21 protein-coding genes are annotated in these 20158 nt (G+C 68.3%); 15 read left to right on the top strand and 6 right to left on the bottom strand.

The window, feature by feature from the left end:
• The 5 genes from A5733_RS06455 (at window position 1) to A5733_RS06435 (ending at window position 4523) form a co-directional block, all read left to right on the top strand.
• Window positions 1-858 carry an NUDIX hydrolase gene (locus A5733_RS06455; protein ID WP_076239511.1) on the top strand — a complete coding sequence of 286 codons (858 nt, stop codon included), beginning with the start codon at window positions 1-3 and terminating at the stop codon, window positions 856-858.
• Complete coding sequence (locus A5733_RS06450; RefSeq protein WP_076239510.1) at window positions 855-1526, top strand: enoyl-CoA hydratase; 672 nt, start codon at window positions 855-857, stop codon at window positions 1524-1526. The genes A5733_RS06455 and A5733_RS06450 overlap by 4 nt, the downstream gene beginning before the upstream one ends.
• A 91-nt stretch (window positions 1527-1617) precedes the next feature.
• Window positions 1618-2574 carry a class I SAM-dependent methyltransferase gene (locus A5733_RS06445; RefSeq protein ID WP_142253840.1) on the top strand — a complete coding sequence of 319 codons (957 nt, stop codon included), beginning with the start codon at window positions 1618-1620 and terminating at the stop codon, window positions 2572-2574.
• Window positions 2508-3758: a class I SAM-dependent methyltransferase gene (locus A5733_RS06440; protein WP_198938746.1), complete on the top strand. Its 1251-nt coding sequence runs from the start codon at window positions 2508-2510 to the stop codon at window positions 3756-3758. The genes A5733_RS06445 and A5733_RS06440 overlap by 67 nt, the downstream gene beginning before the upstream one ends.
• A gap of 75 nt (window positions 3759-3833) precedes the next feature.
• The gene (locus A5733_RS06435; RefSeq protein ID WP_067771600.1) at window positions 3834-4523 is read left to right on the top strand and encodes an esterase; all 690 of its coding nucleotides are present in this window, start codon (window positions 3834-3836) and stop codon (window positions 4521-4523) included.
• Between the two features lie 3 nt (window positions 4524-4526).
• Here A5733_RS06435 and A5733_RS06430 read toward each other — a convergent pair whose 3' ends face one another.
• On the bottom strand, window positions 4527-5810 hold the full coding sequence (locus A5733_RS06430; RefSeq protein ID WP_067771635.1) for a PQQ-binding-like beta-propeller repeat protein: 1284 nt from the start codon (window positions 5808-5810) through the stop codon (window positions 4527-4529).
• 130 nt (window positions 5811-5940) lie between these two features.
• Between A5733_RS06430 and A5733_RS06425 the strand changes: the two genes are divergently transcribed.
• Entirely contained in the window at window positions 5941-6684 is a 744-nt protein-coding gene (locus tag A5733_RS06425) for an acetyltransferase (RefSeq protein ID WP_067771597.1), read from the top strand.
• 6 nt (window positions 6685-6690) lie between these two features.
• Here the strand turns inward: A5733_RS06425 and A5733_RS06420 are convergent, their stop codons facing one another.
• From A5733_RS06420 to A5733_RS06400, 5 genes are all read right to left on the bottom strand, one after another.
• Window positions 6691-7227 (bottom strand): hypothetical protein, encoded by a 537-nt coding sequence (locus A5733_RS06420; protein WP_142253839.1) that lies wholly within the window; start codon window positions 7225-7227, stop codon window positions 6691-6693.
• A 129-nt stretch (window positions 7228-7356) separates the two neighbouring features.
• Window positions 7357-8286: a helix-turn-helix transcriptional regulator gene (locus A5733_RS06415; protein ID WP_233152637.1), complete on the bottom strand. Its 930-nt coding sequence runs from the start codon at window positions 8284-8286 to the stop codon at window positions 7357-7359.
• Between the two features lie 40 nt (window positions 8287-8326).
• Window positions 8327-9568, bottom strand: coding sequence for a glycosyltransferase family 4 protein (locus A5733_RS06410; protein WP_076239509.1), 1242 nt, complete (start codon window positions 9566-9568; stop codon window positions 8327-8329).
• Between the two features lie 91 nt (window positions 9569-9659).
• A complete protein-coding gene (locus A5733_RS06405) occupies window positions 9660-11210 on the bottom strand; it encodes a glycoside hydrolase family 57 protein (protein WP_076239508.1) in 1551 nt (516 codons plus the stop codon).
• Window positions 11207-11992 carry a bifunctional 2-polyprenyl-6-hydroxyphenol methylase/3-demethylubiquinol 3-O-methyltransferase UbiG gene (locus A5733_RS06400; protein WP_076239507.1) on the bottom strand — a complete coding sequence of 262 codons (786 nt, stop codon included), beginning with the start codon at window positions 11990-11992 and terminating at the stop codon, window positions 11207-11209. The genes A5733_RS06405 and A5733_RS06400 overlap by 4 nt, the downstream gene beginning before the upstream one ends.
• Window positions 11993-12219: 227 nt before the next feature.
• On the opposite strand from A5733_RS06400, the gene A5733_RS06395 reads away from it, so the two are divergent.
• The 9 genes from A5733_RS06395 (at window position 12220) to mnmA (ending at window position 20139) form a co-directional block, all read left to right on the top strand.
• On the top strand, window positions 12220-13011 hold the full coding sequence (locus tag A5733_RS06395; RefSeq protein ID WP_067771584.1) for an electron transfer flavoprotein subunit beta/FixA family protein: 792 nt from the start codon (window positions 12220-12222) through the stop codon (window positions 13009-13011).
• A 40-nt stretch (window positions 13012-13051) separates the two neighbouring features.
• A complete protein-coding gene (locus A5733_RS06390) occupies window positions 13052-14008 on the top strand; it encodes an electron transfer flavoprotein subunit alpha/FixB family protein (RefSeq protein WP_067771581.1) in 957 nt (318 codons plus the stop codon).
• A gap of 176 nt (window positions 14009-14184) precedes the next feature.
• On the top strand, window positions 14185-14928 hold the full coding sequence (locus tag A5733_RS06385) for an SDR family oxidoreductase (RefSeq protein ID WP_076239506.1): 744 nt from the start codon (window positions 14185-14187) through the stop codon (window positions 14926-14928).
• Window positions 14928-15338, top strand: coding sequence for a cupin domain-containing protein (locus A5733_RS06380; RefSeq protein ID WP_076239505.1), 411 nt, complete (start codon window positions 14928-14930; stop codon window positions 15336-15338). Before A5733_RS06385 ends, A5733_RS06380 begins: the two co-directional genes overlap by 1 nt.
• Window positions 15338-15997: a nitroreductase gene (locus A5733_RS06375; protein WP_076239504.1), complete on the top strand. Its 660-nt coding sequence runs from the start codon at window positions 15338-15340 to the stop codon at window positions 15995-15997. Before A5733_RS06380 ends, A5733_RS06375 begins: the two co-directional genes overlap by 1 nt.
• Window positions 15998-16086: 89 nt before the next feature.
• Window positions 16087-16950, top strand: a complete 864-nt coding sequence (locus tag A5733_RS06370) for a GNAT family N-acetyltransferase (protein ID WP_076239503.1) — start codon at window positions 16087-16089, stop codon at window positions 16948-16950.
• Window positions 16947-17798, top strand: a complete 852-nt coding sequence (locus A5733_RS06365) for a 1-acyl-sn-glycerol-3-phosphate acyltransferase (RefSeq protein ID WP_076239502.1) — start codon at window positions 16947-16949, stop codon at window positions 17796-17798. Before A5733_RS06370 ends, A5733_RS06365 begins: the two co-directional genes overlap by 4 nt.
• 47 nt (window positions 17799-17845) lie before the next feature.
• Window positions 17846-19072, top strand: coding sequence for a cysteine desulfurase family protein (locus tag A5733_RS06360; protein ID WP_076239501.1), 1227 nt, complete (start codon window positions 17846-17848; stop codon window positions 19070-19072).
• Window positions 19069-20139, top strand: a complete 1071-nt coding sequence (gene mnmA / locus A5733_RS06355) for a tRNA 2-thiouridine(34) synthase MnmA (protein ID WP_076239500.1) — start codon at window positions 19069-19071, stop codon at window positions 20137-20139. The genes A5733_RS06360 and mnmA overlap by 4 nt, the downstream gene beginning before the upstream one ends.
• Window positions 20140-20158: the final 19 nt, after the last annotated feature.

Here is a 20158-nt window from a genome sequence, read left to right as displayed (position 1 = left end):
ATGACAGCCGACGAGGGCTTGCACGAGGAGCCGACCAGCAAGCCACTGGTGCCCAGACCGGCGGCCACGGTGATGCTCGTGCGAGACGTGCAGCGTCCCGGCGCGGCCGACATCGAGGTCTTCATGATGCGCAGGCACGCGGCAATGGAGTTCGTGGCCGGGGTGATGGTGTTCCCGGGCGGCGGGGTCGACGATCGGGACCGCAATGCCGACATCGCCTGGTTCGGTCCGGAACCCGACTGGTGGGCGCAACGTCTCGGGGTGGACACCGGATTGGCCGAAGCGCTTGTCTGTGCCGCCGCCCGCGAAACCTTCGAGGAATCCGGGGTGTTGTTCGCCGGGCCGGCCGGTGGATCGGGGTCCCCGGGCATCATTTCCGACGCGTCGGTCTACGGCGAGGCGCGGACCGCCCTGGCCAACCACTCGCTGTCGTTCGCGGATTTCCTGCGCGACGAGAAACTCGTGCTGCGAGCCGACCTGTTGCGGCCCTGGGACAACTGGATCACCCCGAAAGAGGAACGCACCCGGCGCTACGACACCTTCTTCTTCGTCGGTGCCCTGCCAGAAGGGCAGCGGGCCGACGGGGAGAACACCGAAAGCGACCGCGCGTTCTGGAGCACCCCGCAGGCCGGGCTCGACGATTTCGAGCAGGGCAACTCGTTCCTGCTCCCGCCGACCTGGACCCAGCTCAACTCGCTCAACGGACGCTCCGTCGCCGACGTGCTGGCGACCGAACGCACGATCGTGCCCATCGAACCCAACCTCGCCCTGGGCGGGGGGAACTGGGACATCGAGTTCTTCGACGGCGAGCGCTACAACGCCGCGCGCAACCACCGGTCTCCGGGGGCAGACCGGTGAACGAGTTCGTCAACGTGATCACCGGGGCGACGCCGGAGCAGGACCGGATCGGCACGCTCATGCTGTCCCGTCCGCCCACCAATGCCCTGACCCGGCAGATGTACCGCGAGATCATCGCGGCCGCGCACACGCTCGGTGAGCGCACCGACATCGCTGTGGTGATCCTGTTCGGCGGACATGAGATCTTCTGCGCCGGCGACGACGTTCCCGAACTCCGCACGCTGAACGCTCCCGAGGCGGCCGCGGCCGACGCCGCGCTGCGCCAATGCATCGACGCCGTGGCCGCCATCCCCAAGCCCACCGTGGCGGCGATCACCGGCTATGCGCTGGGCAGCGGTCTGTCCCTGGCGATGGCTGCAGACTGGCGCGTGGCCGGGGACAACGTGAAGTTCGGCTCCACCGAGATCCTGGCCGGACTGGCGCCGCGGGCCGGCGGCGGCACCCGGCTGGCCGAGGTCATCGGGGCCAGCAAGGCGAAGGAGCTGGTGTTCAGCGGCCGATTCGTCGGCGCGGAGGAGGCCCTCGAACTGGGTCTGATCGACCAGATGGTGGCACCCGACCACGTCTACGACGAGGCGCTGGTCTGGGCCCAGCGCTTCGTCGAACATCCGGTCGACGTGCTGGCGGCGGCCAAGGCCGCTGTCGACGGACTGGCGGACCGGCCCTGACAGACGCCGGAGGCGGGCCGTTAGGCTGCCCTTCATGACTGACATCAAGGATTCCGGCACCGAGGCTGACGCGTCGGTCGACCTGGCTGGCATGCCGACTCCTAACCCGCACGCCACGGCCGAACAGGTCGAGGCCGCGATGCACGACAGCAAGCTTGCGCAGGTGCTCTACCACGACTGGGAAGCCGAAACCTACGACGAGAAGTGGTCGATCTCCTACGACCAGCGCTGTATCGACTACGCCCGCGGCCGGTTCGACGCGATCGTCCCCGAGTCCGAGCAGCGTGAACTGCCCTACGACCGGGCCCTCGAGCTGGGCTGCGGCACCGGCTTCTTCCTGCTCAACCTGATCCAGTCCGGGGTGGCGCGGCGCGGCTCGGTGACCGACCTGTCGCCGGGCATGGTCAAGGTGGCCACCCGTAACGGGCAGGGCCTCGGCCTGGACATCGACGGTCGGGTCGCCGACGCCGAGGGCATCCCGTACGAGGACAATACTTTCGACCTCGTCGTCGGGCACGCCGTGCTGCACCATATTCCAGATGTCGAGCTCTCGCTACGCGAGGTGGTGCGGGTGCTCAAGCCGGGCGGGCGTTTCGTCTTCGCCGGTGAGCCCACCACGGTCGGCAACAAGTACGCCCGCGAGCTGTCCACGTTGACCTGGCACGCCACCACGAACCTCACCAAGCTGCCGTGGTTGAGCGGTTGGCGCCGGCCGCAGGAAGAGCTCGACGAATCTTCGCGCGCCGCCGCGCTGGAAGCCGTGGTGGACCTGCACACGTTCGACCCCGCCGACCTGGAGCGCATGGCGACCAACGCCGGTGCGGTCGAAGTACGCACCGCCAGTGAGGAATTCACCGCAGCCATGCTGGGGTGGCCGGTGCGGACCTTCGAAGCCGCGGTGCCGCCCGGACGCCTGGGCTGGGGTTGGGCCAAGTTCGCGTTCAACAGCTGGATCGGCTTGAGCTGGGTGGACGCCAACGTCTGGCGTCACGTGGTGCCCAAGGGCTGGTTCTACAACGTGATGGTCACGGGGGTCAAGCCGTCCTGAGCGGTGGGGTAGATTTCGATCTCTCGCACGTCGCGTATCTGCGCTCAGATGCGGGCCGCCGGGCGTTGAGTCAGGTCGCCACGATGTCGCTGTCCGGTGCCTCACTGGTCAGCGACATCGCTTCGGTCCGAGGGCAATTCGGCGACCACGCGGCAGTGCTGGTGGAAACCGTGCAGTTGCGCCGGCGGGCGCAGGCCAAATTCGGCGACCCGGGGCGCTGGTTGTTCACCGACGAGGCGCTGCAACAGGCCACTGCCGCACCCGTGGCCGCGCACCGGGCCCGCAGACTCACCGGGGCCCGGGTGCACGACGCCACCTGCTCGATCGGCAGTGAGCTTGTGGCCCTGCGTGATTGCACTTCTCAGCTAGTCGGCAGTGATCTCGACCCGGTGCGGCTGGCGATGGCCGCCAACAATCTCGAGGACGGCGGCCCGGCCGTCGGACTGTGTCGAGCCGACGCGCTGGCGCCGATCACCCGCGACGCGGTGGTGATCATCGACCCGGCCCGGCGGGCCGGCGGACGGCGCCGGTTCGATCCGCGGGCCTACACCCCGGCACTCGACGCGGTGCTAGAGGTCTACCGCGATCGCGATCTGGTGGTGAAGTGTGCTCCCGGAATCGATTTCGACGAGCTCGCCAAGATGGGGTTCGCCGGGGAGATCGAGGTGACCTCGGTCGGCGGCAGCGTCCGGGAAGCCTGCCTGTGGTCACCGGGTCTGACCGAGCCCGGAGTGCGCCGCCGCGCCAGCCTGCTGGAAACCGGTGAAGAACTCACCGACGCCGAACCCGACGAATGCGCCGTCGCTGCGGCCGGACGCTGGATCATCGACCCCGACGGCGCAGTGGTGCGGGCCGGGCTGGTGCGCCACTATGCGGCCCGCCATGGCCTGTGGCAGCTCGACCCTGACATCGCCTATCTGTCCGGTGACGAGTTGCCCGCCGGGGTGCGTGGTTTCGAAGTTCTCGACCAGCTGCCGTTTCAGGAGCGCCGGCTGCGGTCGGCGCTGGCCGATCATTCGGCCGGCGCGTTGGAGATCCTGGTGCGCGGGGTGAATGTGGATCCCGACGCGTTGCGTTCCCGGATGCGGTTGCGCGGCACCCGAGCGCTGGCTGTGGTGATCGCCCGGCTCGGTTCCGGTGCGGCCGGGCGGCCGGCGGCATTCATTTGTCGGCCGTCGCGATGACCGGCACGTATCCTGAATCCGAGCACACCGGCATGTCGACCGGTGTGAGTTGATCGCCTGCGAGGACGACTGACGATGCGAATTCCCCCTGTGACAGCGCTGCTGGCAGCCGGTGTGCTGCTCGGCTGGCTCGGCCTGCCGGTGGCAGCTGCGCAGTCGGCCTGCGCCGACCTCGGCGGCACCGTCGACGCCGACCAGACGTGCCAGGTGCACACCGCCAATGCCACCTACACGCTCGACTACACCTTTCCGGTCGACTACCCCGATCAGCAGGCCGTCGCGGCCTACCTGACCCAGACCCGCGACGGCTTCGTCAACGTCTCGAGCATGCCCGGATTCCGCGACCAGCCCTACGTGCTGGACGCCAAGGGCACCGCCTACAGTTCCGGCACCCCGCCGCGCACCCAGAGCCTGGTGTTCGAGGTGTACCAGAACGTCGGCGGCGCGCACCCGCAGACCTGGTACAAGGCGTTCAACTACAACCTGGCCACCCGGGCGCCGATCACGTTCGACACTCTGTTCAAGCCCGGCGCCCGGCCGCTGGACGTGATCTTCCCGATCGTGCAGCGCGAACTGCAGAAGCAATCCGGTGTCGAGCAGGCGATCCCGCCCGCCGTCGGCCTGGACCCGGTGCACTATCAGAACTTCGCGATCACCGACGATTCGGTGATCTTCTTCTTCGGCCAGGGCGAACTGCTGTCGGAGGCGGCCGGAGCCAGCCAGGCCAACGTGCCGAGGTCTGCGGTCGAGGCGTTCCTGGCCTGACCGTCACTGCGGCGCGAAGCCGTACACCTGACCGTCGCTGGTCGCGGTGACGACCCGGTGGTCGTGCCCGATCGACACCCCGACCGGCCAACCGGTGGCCTCGGGCAGCGGATAGGTGTTGAGGGTGTGCCCGTCGGCGGAATCGAACACCAGCAGGGTCTGTCCATGGCCGCCCTCGCGGGCCACCGCATAGGCGACACTGCCGGCGCGGCTCGACGTGGTCAGCGGGACCACGTCGTCACGGGTCCAGGCCACCTCGCCGTGGTCTCCGGCGTCACGCACCGCGGTGAGTTTGGCATCCGGACCGCCGCCGGCGACGATCAGCCCGTCGGGGGACACCGAGGGTGGCGTCTGGGCCAGATACGTCAAGGGCACCGACCATTTCGGTGAGCCGTCGGCCGAGTTGAGCGCCCACAGTTTCTGATCGCGGCCGTTGACGTACACCGTCGAGCCGTCGGCCGACAGCACCGGGCTGGCCAGTGGCCCACCACCGACCGCGTCGCTGGTCCACGCCGGCGTCAACAACGTCTGCTGACCGCGGTGATAGCGCAACCCGACCAACCCCGGCGCCTCGGCACCGGGCTGCCACACGCTCAGCACCACGATGCCGCTCTCCTGGGAGAACGCCGGCGCGGCCGCCACCGGACAGCGGGACCGGGCCGGTTGGCAATCGGCGAGCCCGCGCTGCGAATCGGTCGGGTCCACCCCCGAGACCAGATCCAGCGGCGTTCCCTCGACGGTGCCGCGATGGCCGTCGAACACGAGCACCTGGCCCAGGTGCGTGACCACCAGCAACTGGCCGTCCTCGAGCAGCCTGGCGGTGGTGGGCATCCCGATCACCGGCTGACGCCAACGAATCCACTGCGTCGGCGGAAACGACAGGATGGCGCCGGGTTGGCCGATGTAGACGTTGTCGAAGCCGTCGAACAGGGGACTGGACCAGCCGCCGCCCTGCACCAAGCGTGAGCACCAGCGCTGGCGGCCGTTGTTGTCGGCCTCCCACACCATCAACGAACACCCGCCGGCGGTCTGCGCGTTCGCCGCCAGGTAGCCGCTCGACCCGAGCGCCACCTGGGCCCCCAACTCGCCCTTGACCGACCGGCTCCACTCAAGTTGCAGTGCCTCGGCACCGCGGGCCCGGGTGTAGCTGCTGTTGGCCGCGTCCCCGTACTGGGCCGGCCAACCGTCTGCAGCGTGTGCGTTCACCCACGAATCGGTGTTCTCGCAACCGGCGAGCAGGCCCGTGAACAGCACCGCGACCACGAGTGCCAGGTATCGCCGGAACACGATGTCCTTTCGTCGCCGAACCCGCGTGGGCTCGATTTTGTGACCCACGTGAGGGTAACCCGGCGGGCTTGCGGTACAGGAGGAGAGCGACCTGGGAAGCGTCGCGAGTCCTCGCGTAGGCTGTCCGGCCATGACGACGATGTGGGGGGCCCCGATCCACAAGCGCTGGCGGGGGTCACGCCTGCGTGACCCGCGCCAGGCCGATTTCTTGACCAAGGCCTCGCTGAAATGGGTGATCGACAACCGTGCCTACACCCCGTGGTACCTGGTGCGGTACTGGCGGCTGCTGAAGTTCAAGCTGGCCAACCCGCACATCATCACCCGGGGGATGGTCTTCCTCGGCAAGGGTGTGGAGATCCAGTGCACACCCGAACTGGCCCAGATGGAGATCGGCCGTTGGGTGCACATCGGCGACAAGAACACCATCCGCTGCCACGAGGGTTCGTTGCGCATCGGTGACAAGGTGGTGCTGGGTCGCGACAACGTCATCAACACGTACCTCGACATCGAGCTCGGCGACTCCGCGCTGATGGCCGACTGGTGCTATGTGTGCGACTTCGACCACAAGATGGACAACGTCAACATGCCGATCAAGGACCAGGGCATCATCAAGGGCCCGGTGCGCATCGGGCCGGACACCTGGATCGCCGCCAAGGTCACCGTCCTGCGCAACACCTCGGTCGGGCGCGGTTGTGTGCTGGGTGCCCACGCCGTGGTCAAAGGCGAGATCCCGGATTACTCCATCGCCGTGGGAGCTCCGGCCAAGGTGGTCAAGAACCGCAAACTGGACTGGGAGACCTCGGCCGCCGAGCGCGCCGAACTGGCCGCGGCACTGGCGGACATCGAACGAAAGAAAGCCGCCAACAGCAACTGAGCAGGCTCAGGCCCCGTTGCACACTCCGGAGTCGCGGATCACGTTGCCGTAGACGTTGGCGGTGGCGATGTTGGCGTTGATGAAGCCCGACGGCTGCTTCTGTGCGATCTTGTCGCTGATCTGGGTGAGCTGATACCACAGGTGATAGATCGAATCACCGTTGTACAGCGGTGAATACTGGCTCTGGTCCGGGTAATTGGTGATGTACAACGTGTGGGCCCGGGGATCCAGGAACGCTGCCGACTGATCGACGTTGGCCTTCACCGCGTCGCCCGCCGCCTGCACCCCGGGCGCGGTCCAGTAGTCGTCATGCTCGCCCAGATAATGTTGGAATCCCACGATCTGGGTCATCAAGGTGCCGTACTGGGCGTTGAACCACTGGCAGGACTCACGCTGGGCGTCGATCTGCTGGGGCGTGACGCGGACCTGCCACAGGTTGTACGGGAACACCGTGTAGTCCGGCGCCCAGTTCGAGGGATGCGGCACAAACACGGGCAGGCTGGGGGCGGTGCCGTTGGGTTCGGCAGCCGCCGGTGCGGACATGCCGAGGCTGAGCGTGGCGCCGACGAGTGCAGCGCACACGGTTTTCAGATGCGGGCGAATCTGGACCACGCCTCGATTCTGCTTCGTGTCCGCCGCAGATGACTGCCAATCGGCTGATCTGGCGCAGCGTCAACCGGTCCAGTCGATACCGAAGCGCTCGGCCAACGCGGTGCGGCCGGCGTCGGTGACGGTGAGTGCCCGGTGGCGTGGTGTGCGCCGAACCCAGTCTGCGGCCACGAAGTGATCCAGCAGCGCGCGGCCCAGCGCGCCGGCGAGGTGATGTCGCTGTTCGGTCCAGTCGAGGCAGTACCGAACGAGAGGCCTTGAGCCGGTGGGCAATTGGACACCCGCCTGCCGCAGCACGCCTCGGCCGGTATCGGTGAGCTGATAAGCCACGTCGTGGCCCAGGCTGCTGAGCCGGTCGGTGCCACCGGGGTGAAACTGGCCGTCACCGCCGGTCAGCACGTCGTGGTCGAGCAAACTGCCCATGAGTGCCACGCCGAGCCGGCCGGCGATGTGGTCATAGCACGTTCGGGCAGACCGCAGCCGTGCCGCGCGGGTGCCCTCCCGCAGGGAGGTGACCGGTCGTGTCGGCGCCAGCCGGCCGAGTTGTTCGATGAGCGCCCCGACCTCTGGCCCGGCCAGCTGGTAATAGCGGTGACGGCCCTGGGTGCGGACGGTGAGCAGACCGGCATCGGTCAGCTTGGCCAGGTGACTGCTGGCCGTGGGGCGACTGATGCCGGCCTCTTCGGCCAGCACACTGGCCGGCAGCGCTCGTCCGTCGTCGAGCGCCAGCAGCACCTTGCAGCGGGCCGGATCGGCCAGCAATGCGGCCACCGCGGCGAGGTCCACCTCGCTTGCGGTCGCCAGTTTCCTGCGCCTCACGCATGGCAGGACTCCTTCCCGACGGCGCCGCATCGTCTCGCCGGTGCCGTCGCCGGCGACTGCGTCACCGATGGCGGGTAGCGCCAGGTTGACGGCGTTGGCGTCGATCAGACCGACGAACAGCCCGAGGTAGGCGGCGATCAGCGTGACGACAGGGGAGCGTTGTGGTGCCATATCCGCACGCTAAGTGCGGAATGATTCGACGCCGGTCGAATCAGCGGTCGGGCAGCGCGTGCTCCACGATCGGCCGACGCGGATGCGGTTCGCGTTCGGCGCGTTTGGCGGCCAGATAAACCTGGCTGGTCTCGGCGGCCACGGTGTGCCAGTCGAAATCCGCGCTGAGTCGCTCGCGGGCGGCGATCGCGCGCCGCTGGGCGGCCTCGGGGTCGTCGAGCACCGCTCGCACCGCCGCCGCCAGGCCGGCCACATCCCGTGGCGCGAACGACATTCCGGTCTCGCCGTCGATCACCGCTTCGCCCAGGCCGCCGACGTTGGAGCACACCAGCGGGGTTCCGGTGGCCGCAGCCTCCAGCGCGACGATTCCGAAGGGTTCGTAGTGGCTGGGCAGCACCGCGGCGTCGGCAGCTTGCAAGGCTCGTACCAGGTCGTCGTGGCCGAGGCGACCGACAAACCGGGTTGCCTTGAGCACCTTGTGCTTTCGGGCCTGTTCGAGCAGCCAGTCAAGTTGGGTGCCGTCACCGGCGATGGTCAGGGTGGTGCCGGGATGCGCGCGCCGGATCCGCGGCAGCGCGGCGATCGCCTCCTGGACACCTTTCTCGTACTCCAACCGGCCCACGTAGAGCAGCTGGGGTGGGCCCTGGCGCGGACGCCGCGGCGCGAACGGCCACAGGTCGGCGTCGATCCCGTTGCGGATCACCCTGATCTCCGACAGTCCCGGTCCGAACAGCTCGGTGATCTCGTCGCTCATTGACGCCGAACAGGTGATCAGCGAATCGGATTCGCGCACCAGCCAGGACTCCACGGCGTGCACCTGGCGGCTGATCGGCCCGGAGACCCAGCCGGAATGCCGACCGGCCTCGGTGGCATGGATCGTGGAAACCAGTGGGACATCGAAAAATTCGGCCAGAGCAATCGCCGGGTGGGCAACCAGCCAGTCATGGGCATGGACCAGGTCGGGGATCCAGCGATCACCCGAATTGTCTTTGACGGCAAGGCCGGTGCGCACCATCGAGTGCCCCATCGCCAGCGTCCAGGCCATCATGTCCGTACCGAACACGAACTCGTGCGGATCCTGGGCCGCGGCCACCACCCGCACGCCCTCGCTCATCTCGTCGGTGGACGGATGAGTGCTCGGATCGGTGTCGGTGGGCCTGCGGCTGAGCACCACGACCTCGTGACCCGCCTCGGCCAGCGCGGTGGCCAGATGGTGCACATGCCGGCCCAGGCCGCCGACGACGACGGGCGGGTACTCCCATGACACCATCAGGATCTTCATGACTGCGTGCCTTCGTGCCGGTGCGAATGTGCGGACAATGCTGGGATTCGGCGGCGTGTCGTGGTGCAGACACGCACGCTCGCGGTGCAGGTCATTTTGGCAGCCGCCGGGCGTCGAGGGCACCGAACAGGCCGTCGGCCTTGTTCCAGCCGTCGGCGAGGCGCTCGGCGTGGTCGCGACGGCCCGAGGCCAGTGCATCGGAGATCTCGCGGGTGGCGTGGGCGTGCAGGTGGGCCCGGTAGCGCGCGTAGTCGGCCGCCGAATCCTTGCTCACCATGAACGGCCAGTCGCTGGACACCGTCAACAGCGTCTCCCGCAGGATCTGGTCGGCCACCCGGTCGCGCGGGGTCGGCACACCGACCGCCGCCTGCTGGGCCAGCGCCTTGTCCACGGTGCTCAGGGCGCCGTCGACCACCTCGCTGTTGAGCTGGACGAAATCGGTCACCTTCTCACCGTTCCAGACCTGCCAATCCTTGCCGGAACCCCAAGAGCTGGGCGGCAATTCGACTGGCGTGCCGACGAATCCATCGGCTTTGGCATCGGACAGCGTCCCCACGCGCACACCGGCCGCCGGCAGGGCCCGCAGTACCCGGCCCAGCCACTCGGGGCCCTCGTACCACCAGTGCCCGAACAACTCGGTGTCGAAGGCGGCCACCACATGCGCCGGGCGACCGATCCGCTCGCTCTCGCTGATCAGACGCCGGCGGACCACCTCGACGAAGTCGGCGACGTGTTCGTCGATCGCGCGGTCGGCGCGCTGCGGATCGTAGGGCGCCTTCTCCTCGGACGGGACGTTGCGGCCCGTGACGCGGGCCGGCTTGAGGCCGGTGGTGTGGTCATAGGTGTGGAAGTCGCGGTAGGCGGCGTGGCCGGGATAACCGGACTTCGGCGACCACACGCGATAGCTGACCTGCAGGTCGCGCCCGAAGGCGACCACGTCGGTCTCACCGACCGGCCGGCCCAGCGTGGTGTCACCGTGCAGGGACGGGCCGTCCACCATGAAGTGACCGACGCCGGCGGCGGCATATCCGGTCTCCATGCCCGGGGCGTAGGCGCATTCGGGCGCCCAGATCCCGACCGGGGTATGGGCGAAGCGCTGGTGCGCATCGGCCAGGCCCTCACACAACGCGAACTCACGCAACCGTGGGTTGAGCAGCGGCTGGAACGGATGCGACAGCGGGCCGCCGAGCAGTTCGATGGTTTCGGCGTCGATCAGTGCGCGCAGCAGGCCGCTGCCGCCGTGGCGCCAGTGGGTGGTGAACTCCTCGATGGCCGTACCGGCCTCGGCGTACTCACGAATCCCGAACTGCTGCAGGGACTTCTGGCCGTGCAGTGTCGTCGCCTCCTGGGCGCGCAGCTGCCAGTTGGCCAGCCAGTGGTGCATGCCGGTCAGGCAATAGGGATCATCGAGCTGTGCGGTGACCACCGGTGTCATGCCGAGGGTGATCACGTGGCGGCGATCCTCGGCGGCCAGGCCGCGCAGTACCCGCATCAACGGCAGGTAGGCCGCCGCCCAGGACTGATACAGCCACTCCTCGCCGACGGGCCAGCGGCCGTGGTGGGCCAGCCAGGGCAGGTGGGTGTGCAGGACCAGGGTGAACAGCCCGGGTACGGGGTCGGGTTCGTCGGCGGAATGCGTCACGGCCGCACCGCGATCGCCACCAGGTCGAGGCTGTCGTCGATGTCACGCTCGTCGGCGGAGGTGAGGTCGAAGTCGTCGATGCTGACCGCGGCGACGTCGGCAAGCAGCTGTTCGGGCCACGGCGCGTCGGCCACGGCGCGTTGCACCTGCGCCTCGATGATCGAGCCGCCGTGCCGCGCGTCGAGCTCTTGCAGCCCGGCGCCATGGAAAACGCCGTAGACCCCTTCGATCTGGAATCCGGCGTCGTGCAGTAGTTCGGTCAGCTCCGCGGCATTGAGCTCACGGGTGTGGAACGGGTTGAGCGGGGTGTCGCGACCGGGGGAGAAGGTGATCCGGTTGGGGGTGGAGACCAGGAATACGCCGCCGGGCCGCAGCACGCGGAAGCACTCCGACACGAACTGGCCTTGATCCCACAGGTGTTCGATGACCTGGAAGTTCACCACCGCGTCGACGGACTGGTCGGCCAGCGGAAGCTCGGCGAGGTTGCCGTGCCGGATCTCGACCCGGGGATAGCGGGCCCGCACGTGGGCCACCGTCGCCTCGTCGTAATCCAGCGCAATCACCTTGCGTGCGACGTCGGCCAGGAGATCGGCGCCGTAACCCTCGCCGCAGCCGGCTTCGAGGACGTCACGGCCGGCGCAGCGGTCGGCGAGTCGTCGATACACCACCTCATGGCGGCGGAACCAGTAGTTTTCCTCGGCCAGGCCGGGAATGGTCCGCTCGCCGGTCAGGGGCAAGGCGTGATCCGGGTCGCCGGCCGGATCGTCTACGAATGCGCTCATTGGAAGGCAGGCTAACCCAGCCTTATCCAGGGTGAAGGGGTCGGTGGCGAATCGACCGACGCTCGGATACCTCGGAGGTGTGGTAGGGGAGGCCGGAATCCTAAGTCCGACCGGTTATGGTGTTCCTGCGAACCACCATAAGTTACCGCCCGGTAACATGGTGCTAGTTGCTTAGAACGTGATATGGGCCGGGCCACCGGTCTCATCGAGGAGGACGAACCAGAGTCATGACGAACATCGTGGTCCTGATCAAACAGGTCCCAGACACTTGGTCGGAGCGCAAGCTGTCCGACGGCGATTTCACCCTCGATCGGGAGGCCGCCGACGCCGTGCTCGACGAGATCAACGAGCGTGCTGTGGAAGAGGCGCTGTTGATCAAGGAGCGTGAGGGCGGGGACAGCACTGTCACCGTGCTGACCGCCGGCCCTGAGCGTGCCACCGAGGCGATCCGCAAGGCGCTGTCGATGGGTGCCGACAAGGCCGTGCATCTCAAGGACGACGGCCTGCACGGGTCTGACGTGGTGCAGACCGCGTGGGCGCTGGCCCGCGCGCTGGGCACCATCGAAGGCACCGAGCTGGTCATCGCCGGCAACGAGGCCACCGACGGCGTCGGCGGCGCGGTTCCGGCCGTGATCGCCGAGTACCTGGGCCTGCCCCAGCTCACCCACGTGCGCAAGCTGACCGTCGAGGGCGGCAAGGTCACTGCCGAGCGCGAGACCGACGAGGGCGTGTTCACCCTCGAGGCGTCGCTGCCGGCCGTGGTCAGCGTCAACGAGAAGATCAACGAGCCCCGCTTCCCGTCCTTCAAGGGCATCATGGCCGCGAAGAAGAAGGAAGTCACCGTGCTCACCCTCGCCGAGATCGGCGTGGAAGCCGATGAGGTCGGCGTCGCCAATGCCGGTTCCAAGGTGCTGTCTTCGACCCCGAAGCCGCCGAAGACCGCCGGTGAGAAGGTGACCGACGAAGGCGACGGCGGCACCAAGATCGCCGAGTACCTGGTCGCCCAGAAGCTGATCTAGCAGCTGATTCGATTTCGAGCGAAAGACAAAACGAGAACTCATGGCTGAAGTACTTGTGCTCGTTGAGCACTCCGAAGGCGCATTGAAGAAAGTCAGCGCCGAGCTCATCACCGCCGCCCGTGTGCTGGGTGAGCCTGCCGCTGTCGTGGTGGGCAAGCCGGGCACCGCGGACCCGCTGGTCGACGGCCTGAAGGCCGCCGGTGCGGCCAAGATCTACGTCGCCGAGTCCGACGATGCAGAGAACTACCTGATCACCCCCGTGGTGGACGTGCTGGCCGGGCTCGCCGAGTCGGCCGCCCCCGCCGGTGTGGTCCTGGCCGCCACCGCGGACGGCAAGGAGATCGCCGCCCGCCTGGCCGCCCGTATCGGCTCGGGCCTGCTGGTCGACGTGGTCGACGTCAAGGAGGGTGCGGTGGGCGTCCACAGCATCTTCGGTGGCGCCTTCACCGTCGAGGCCCAGGTCACCAGCGACACCCCGGTGATCACCGTGCGTCCCGGCTCGATCGAGGCCACCCCGGCCGACGGTGCCGGCGAGGTCGTCAAGGTCGAGGTCCCGGCCCAGGCCGAGAACGCCACCAAGATCACCAAGCGCGAGCCCGCCGTCGCCGGCGATCGCCCCGAGCTCACCGAGGCCAGCGTCGTGGTCGCCGGTGGCCGTGGCGTCGGCAGCGCCGAGAGCTTCTCGGTGGTCGAGGAGCTGGCCGACTCGCTGGGTGGCGCCGTGGGTGCCTCCCGTGCCGCGGTCGACTCGGGCTACTACCCGGGCCAGTTCCAGGTCGGCCAGACCGGCAAGACCGTGTCGCCGCAGCTGTACATCGCCCTGGGCATCTCCGGCGCGATCCAGCACCGGGCCGGCATGCAGACGTCGAAGACCATCGTCGCCGTCAACAAGGACGAGGAAGCGCCGATCTTCGAGATCGCCGACCTCGGCATCGTGGGCGACCTGTTCAAGGTCAGCCCGCAGCTGACCGAGGCGATCAAGGCCCGCAAGGGATAGATCCCGGCGTCGACAACGCGTCAACGCAGAACCCCGGTGCACCTGGTGCGCCGGGGTTTTGTGCTGTGTGGGGGTTGCCCCGGGCAGCGTGCCGACTACGGACTTTCCAGGGTTTGATCCTCGGGGCGAGGTGCCAGTGTTGATCTTGTCAGCACGTCGAGAAAGGTATTCGCACAATGAAGATCACAGTGATAGGTGCCAGCGGGCAGATCGGCTCGCGGGTCGTGCGGTTGCTCACCGAGGCCGGGCACGAGGTGGTCGCCGCCTCGCTGTCCAGCGGGGCCAACGTTCTCACGGGTGAAGGCCTGGCGGCGGCGCTCACCGGAGCGGACGTGCTCGTCGACGTGGTCAACTCGCCCTCGTTCGAGGACGGACCGGTGATGGACTTCTTCACCGCGTCCTCACAGAACCTGGTGGCCACTGCCACCGAGACCGGCGTCGGCCACTACGTCGCGTTGTCGATCGTGGGCACCGACGGACTGCCGGACAGCGGTTACATGCGGGCCAAGGTGGCCCAGGAGAAGATCATCACCGACTCCGGGTTGCCCTACACGATCGTGCGGGCCACACAGTTCCAGGAGTTCGCCGAGGCGATCACCGCATCGCTGGTGGTCGGTGACGAGGTGCGGGTCCCTGATGCGCGCATCCAGTTGATCTCGGTCGACGATGTCGCTGCCGAGGTGGCCAACGCCGCTTCAGCTGCACCGGTCAACGGGATCGTCAACATCGGTGGGCCCGAGAAGTTTTCGTTCGCGGACATGGCCCGCACGGTCCTGGCCGCGCAGGGAGACGACAAGCCGGTGGTGATCGATCCGCAGGCCACCTATTTCGGCACGGCCGTCGATGACAACAGCCTGGTCACCGGTGACGACGCGATCCTGGGAACTATCCGCTTCGCCGACCGGATCGGGGCCCACTGATGCCCGTGTCGGCTGAGCGTGAGAAGGCGCTTCACGATGCGATGACGGTGATCGGCAGCGTCAAGCCGCCCTACATCCCTCCGAATGCGGAAGTGATGACGACGATCATCGAGTGGCCGGCAGGATCGCCCGGGGCGCCGCCACACCGGCATCCGGCCGGTCCCGCCTTCGGCTACGTGCTCGAGGGGGAGATGCTCTTCGAACTCGAAGGTGAGGCACCGCGGGTGGTCAAGGCCGGTGAGGCATTTTGGGAGCCCGGCGGCGACGTCATCCACTACTCGGACGCCAACAACCGCGACGACATTCCGCTGCGGTTCCTGGTCAACATGCTGTGCGTGCCCGGGGAGCCGATGCTCGTGATCGTCGAGGACGAGGAACTCGAGGCCCGCAAGGACCGTCGGGTGGCGTGATGAGTGAGTTCGCAGACGTCGTCCGGTCCCGCCGGTCCGCGCGGATGTTCTTGGCCGACAAGCCCGTTCCGCGTGAATTGCTCGACGAGGCACTCGAGCTGGCGATCCGGGCGCCGTCGAACTCCAACACTCAACCGTGGCATGTCTTCTTCGCCACCGGTGAGCGGTGCGATCGACTGGTTGACGCGCTGCTCACCGCGGTCGAGGCGGCCCCGCCGGCGATCGGCTCCGCGGGCCTGCCGCCCCGCTTCGCGCATCTGCGCAGGGAGAGCGGGGCGCTGGTCTACGGGGCCATGGGCATCGCCCGCGACGATGCCGAAGGCCGCTGGGCCGCCCAGCTTCGGAACTGGGGGTTCTTCCACGCTCCCGTCGCCGGGGTGGTGTGCATGCATCGCGACTTCACCCACGTCGACGCCCTGGGGGTGGGGATGTTCCTACAGACCCTGCTGTTGGCGTTGAACGAACGCGGAGTCGGTAGTTGCGTTCAGGTGTCGATCTCGTTCTACCCGGGCGTGCTGCGGGAACAACTCGGCATACCGGACGACCTGATCGTCCTGTGTGGGGTGTCGATCGGCTACGCCGACCCCGATTTCCCGGCCAACCACCTGGACACGCCCCGCAATCCGCTCAGTGAGAACGTGGTGTTCCTCGACCGCTGACGCAGCGCGGCAAAAACGTCACCTGGCGCTCACGGACATGTCACACGGGCGATGCCGTACGGCGACCCGACTGGGCGACCGTGCTGGCTATGAGCACTGCATCTGTACTCATCGCCGCAGATCACACCGACAGCGCGGCGCGCGATGCGCCGCGCTACACCCTCCTGCTTCATCCATTTCGCTCGTCGCGTGCACGGGCCGCCGACCACGAGCTGATCGAAGCCGCCCAGCGGCTCCGGCACGACGTATTCACCTCGGAACCCGGATTCGCACTTGCCGGTGCCACAGACGGACGTGACGCCGACCGATTCGATGAGCACTGCGACCACCTGTTGGTACGTGAGGACCGCACCGGTGAACTGGTGGGCTGCTACCGGATGCTGCCGCCGCCCGGCGCGATCGCCGCGGGCGGGCTCTACACCGCCACCGAGTTCGATGTCCGCGGTCTCGACGCCCTGCGGCCGTCCCTGGTCGAGATGGGCCGCGCGGTGGTACGAGCGGACCACCGCAACGGCGCCGTCGTATTGCTCATGTGGGCGGGCATCCTGGCCTACCTCGACCACTCCGGCTACGACTACGTGACCGGCTGCGTGTCGGTGCCCGTCGCGGGCAATGCCGACGGCCCGCCGGGAACGGCGATCCGCGGAGTCCGTGACTTCGTGCGGCGCCGCCACGCGGCGCCCGCCGAACACACGGTCTACCCCTACCGGCCGGTGGTCCTGGACGGCAGAGGGCTCGACGACATCGACCCGCCCTCGCGCACCACGGTGCCGCCGTTGATGCGCGGCTATCTGCGGCTGGGGGCGCAGGTATGCGGGGAACCGGCCCACGATCCCGACTTCGGGGTCGGCGATTTTCCGGCCCTGCTGGACAAGCGCCGTGCCGACGTGCGGTACCTCAAGCGCCTTCGCTCGGTCTCGGCAGCAGCCGATCTGGCCGGGGGCGCATCGTGACCATCGCCTGTGAGCATTCCTGGCTGCCGAAGGCCTCGTGCGACGCCAGTTGCGTCCATGCCGGCGGCGCCGATGCGGGCCGTCGGTTGTTGGTCTGGATTCGCACCACGGTACGGGTCACCATGGCCGTGGTCCTGGTGCCGGGAGTGCCGCTGCTGGCGGTCCCCATGCCCGGCCGTTCGCACGTGCAGCGGTTTTACTGCCGATTGATGCTGCGCTGCTTCGGTGTCCGAATCTCCCTGTCGGGCGGCCCGATTCGTAATCTGAAGGGCGTGCTCGTGGTCAGTGGCCACGTGTCATGGCTGGATATCTTCACGATCGGTGCGGTGTTGCCGGGCTCCTTCGTGGCGCGCGCAGATCTGGTGGAATGGCCCGCGGTGGGCCGGCTGGCCCGGGTGATGAAGGTGATCCCGATCGACCGGGGCAGCCTGCGCCGGCTGCCCGCGGTGGTGCACACCGTGGCCGAACGATTGCGTGCCGGACACACCGTGGTGGCCTTCCCGGAAGGCACCACCTGGTGCGGCCTGGCACACGGACAGTTCCGGCCCGCGATGTTCCAGGCCGCGATCGACGCGGCCCGCCCGGTGCAACCGTTGCGGCTGGACTACCGGCACCGCGACGGCCGGCCCTCGACGGTTCCGGCCTTCGTAGGGGACGACACCCTGTTGCGGTCGGTACGACGGGTGATCACCGCACGTCGCACGGTGTGCCACGTCCACGTCGGGTCGCTGCAGCTGCCCGGAGTTGACCGGCGGGCGCTGGCAGAGCGCTGCGAAGCGGTGGTGCGTTCCGACCGGACCGTGCACCGGCCGCGTGCCGGCGCGCCTGCGCATGTCCTGGCGGCCTGAGGCGGCTGGAAGGCGGGGCCGCTGCCGACGGCTATCCTGGAGAGGTTATGACCTCTATCCCGACGGCGTCCCCAGGCGGGCAGGTCTATCTCGATCACGCCGCCACCACGCCGATGCATGCAGCCGCCATCGATGCGATGACGGCTGCGCTCGCGACCGTGGGTAACGCCTCTTCGCTGCACGGTTCGGGGCGTCTGGCCCGGCGCCGGATGGAGGAGGCCCGCGAAACGCTGGCCCGCCTGTTGGGATGCCGCCCGTCGGAGGTGATCTTCACCGCCGGCGGCACCGAGAGTGACAACCTCGCCGTCAAAGGCATCTACTGGGCCCGTCGTGACGAGGAGCCCACGCGGCGCCGGATCATCACCACCGCCGTCGAGCACCACGCCGTGCTCGATGCCGTGCAGTGGCTGGTCGATCACGAGGACGCCGAGGTCACCTGGCTACCGGTCGATGCCGAGGGCATGGTGGCGCCGCAGGCATTGCGCTCGGCGCTTGAGGCCGGTGACGGCCCCGCTGACGTGGCGCTGATCAGCATCATGTGGGCCAACAACGAGGTCGGCACGATCATGCCGATCGACGAGTTGGCCGCGATCGCGTCCGAGTTCGGCGTGCCGGTGCACAGCGACGCCATCCAGGCCGTGGGGCAGATCCCCGTGGATTTCACCGCCACAGGGCTTTCGGCGATGAGCGTGGCCGCGCACAAGTTCGGCGGTCCGATGGGGGTCGGCGCGCTCGTGCTGCGTCGTGACACGGCCTGTGTGCCGCTGCTGCACGGCGGCGGCCAGGAGCGTGATGTGCGCTCGGGGACGCCCGACGTGGCCGGCGCTGTGGCCATGGCCGCGGCCGCCGAGGTCGCCATCGGTGGCCTGGCCGACTACAGCGCGCGGGTGCAGGCGTTGCGCGACCGGTTGATCGACGGCGTGCTCGCCACGATCGAGGACAGCTTCCTCAACGGGCCGCGCTTGGCCGGCCGGCTACCGGCCAACTCCCACTTCACCTTCCGCGGCTGTGAAGGCGACTCACTACTGATGCTGCTGGATGCCAAGGGCATCGAATGCTCCACTGGTTCGGCGTGTACTGCCGGGGTCGCGCAGCCATCGCACGTTCTGATCGCGATGGGCGCCGACCCGGCCACCGCACGCGGGTCACTGCGTTTTTCTCTGGGACACACCAGCACCGAAGCCGATGTCGACGCGGTGCTCGAGGTGCTGCCGGCAGCCGTGGAGCGGGCCCGGCAGGCGGCGTTGGCCAGCGCGGGTAGGACGTTCTCATGAGGGTGCTGGTCGCGATGAGCGGCGGGGTCGATTCCTCGGTGGCCGCCGCCCGCATGGTGGACGCCGGCCACGACGTCGTCGGCGTGCACATGGCGCTGTCGACGGCGCCGGGAACGCTGCGCACCGGATCGCGCGGCTGCTGCTCCAAGGAGGACGCCGGCGATGCCCGCCGGGTGGCCGACATCCTCGAGATCCCGTTCTACGTCTGGGATTTCGCCGATCGGTTCAAGGACGACGTGATCGACGACTTCGTCGAGTCCTATGCCCGCGGCGAAACCCCGAATCCGTGCGTGCGGTGCAATGAGCGGATCAAGTTCTCGGCGTTGGCCGCCCGCGCCCTGGCGCTGGGGTTCGACGCGGTGGCCACCGGTCACTATGCGCGCCTGGTCGACGGCCGGCTGCGTCGCGCTGTGGACGCCGACAAGGACCAGTCTTACGTGCTCGGTGTGCTCACCGCCGAGCAGTTGGCGCATGCGATTTTCCCGATCGGTGACACCCCCAAGCCGCAGATCCGGGCCGAAGCCGCCGAGCGTGGACTGGCGGTCGCGAAAAAGCCTGACAGCCATGACATCTGCTTCATCCCGTCCGGAGACACCCAGGCCTTCCTGGGTGCCCGTATCGGGGTGCGCCGCGGCTCGGTGATCGACAACGAAGGCACTGTGCTCGCCGAACACGATGGCGTGCACGGTTTCACCATCGGGCAACGCAAGGGTCTCGGTATCGCCGGGCCGGGCGCAGACGGCCGCCCGCGCTACGTCACCGGGATCGATGCCGAGACGGGCACGGTGCGCGTCGGATCTGTCGAAGACCTCGAAATCCGGGAGCTGACCGGCGACAAGCCGGTGTTCACCAGCGGGACCCCGCTGGCCGGCCCGGTGGAATGCCAGGTCCAGGTACGGGCCCACGGCGGGATCACCGACGCGGTGGCCGAACTGCGCGACGGCCGGCTGGTGGTGTCCCTGCGGACTCCGCTGCGCGGCGTCGCGCCCGGCCAGACGATGGTGCTGTACCGGCCCGACGCCGACGGTGACGAGGTCATCGCCAGCGCGACGATCGCACGCGCGTGAACGCCATCGCATGAGTGTT

The sequence above is a fragment of the Mycobacterium sp. NS-7484 genome (genome assembly GCF_001953975.1).
Lineage (GTDB): Bacteria > Actinomycetota > Actinomycetes > Mycobacteriales > Mycobacteriaceae > Mycobacterium.
Note: the sequence above shows the minus strand (reverse complement) of the source record. Positions and strands in the feature narration are given on the sequence as shown.

Excerpts from the sequence above, each read along its gene's own strand:
- A5733_RS06455 (WP_076239511.1), top strand. The coding sequence starts at position 1 with ATGACAGCCGACGAGGGCTTGCACGAGGAGCCGACCAGCAAGCCACTG.
- A5733_RS06445 (WP_142253840.1), top strand. The coding sequence starts at position 1,618 with ATGCCGACTCCTAACCCGCACGCCACGGCCGAACAGGTCGAGGCCGCG.
- A5733_RS06435 (WP_067771600.1), top strand. The coding sequence starts at position 3,834 with ATGCGAATTCCCCCTGTGACAGCGCTGCTGGCAGCCGGTGTGCTGCTC.
- A5733_RS06425 (WP_067771597.1), top strand. The coding sequence starts at position 5,941 with ATGACGACGATGTGGGGGGCCCCGATCCACAAGCGCTGGCGGGGGTCA.
- A5733_RS06420 (WP_142253839.1), bottom strand. The coding sequence starts at position 7,227 with ATGTCCGCACCGGCGGCTGCCGAACCCAACGGCACCGCCCCCAGCCTG.
- A5733_RS06415 (WP_233152637.1), bottom strand. The coding sequence starts at position 8,286 with ATGGCACCACAACGCTCCCCTGTCGTCACGCTGATCGCCGCCTACCTC.
- A5733_RS06410 (WP_076239509.1), bottom strand. The coding sequence starts at position 9,568 with ATGAAGATCCTGATGGTGTCATGGGAGTACCCGCCCGTCGTCGTCGGC.
- A5733_RS06400 (WP_076239507.1), bottom strand. The coding sequence starts at position 11,992 with ATGAGCGCATTCGTAGACGATCCGGCCGGCGACCCGGATCACGCCTTG.
- A5733_RS06395 (WP_067771584.1), top strand. The coding sequence starts at position 12,220 with ATGACGAACATCGTGGTCCTGATCAAACAGGTCCCAGACACTTGGTCG.
- A5733_RS06390 (WP_067771581.1), top strand. The coding sequence starts at position 13,052 with ATGGCTGAAGTACTTGTGCTCGTTGAGCACTCCGAAGGCGCATTGAAG.
- A5733_RS06385 (WP_076239506.1), top strand. The coding sequence starts at position 14,185 with ATGAAGATCACAGTGATAGGTGCCAGCGGGCAGATCGGCTCGCGGGTC.
- A5733_RS06380 (WP_076239505.1), top strand. The coding sequence starts at position 14,928 with ATGCCCGTGTCGGCTGAGCGTGAGAAGGCGCTTCACGATGCGATGACG.
- A5733_RS06375 (WP_076239504.1), top strand. The coding sequence starts at position 15,338 with ATGAGTGAGTTCGCAGACGTCGTCCGGTCCCGCCGGTCCGCGCGGATG.
- A5733_RS06370 (WP_076239503.1), top strand. The coding sequence starts at position 16,087 with ATGAGCACTGCATCTGTACTCATCGCCGCAGATCACACCGACAGCGCG.
- A5733_RS06360 (WP_076239501.1), top strand. The coding sequence starts at position 17,846 with ATGACCTCTATCCCGACGGCGTCCCCAGGCGGGCAGGTCTATCTCGAT.
- mnmA (WP_076239500.1), top strand. The coding sequence starts at position 19,069 with ATGAGGGTGCTGGTCGCGATGAGCGGCGGGGTCGATTCCTCGGTGGCC.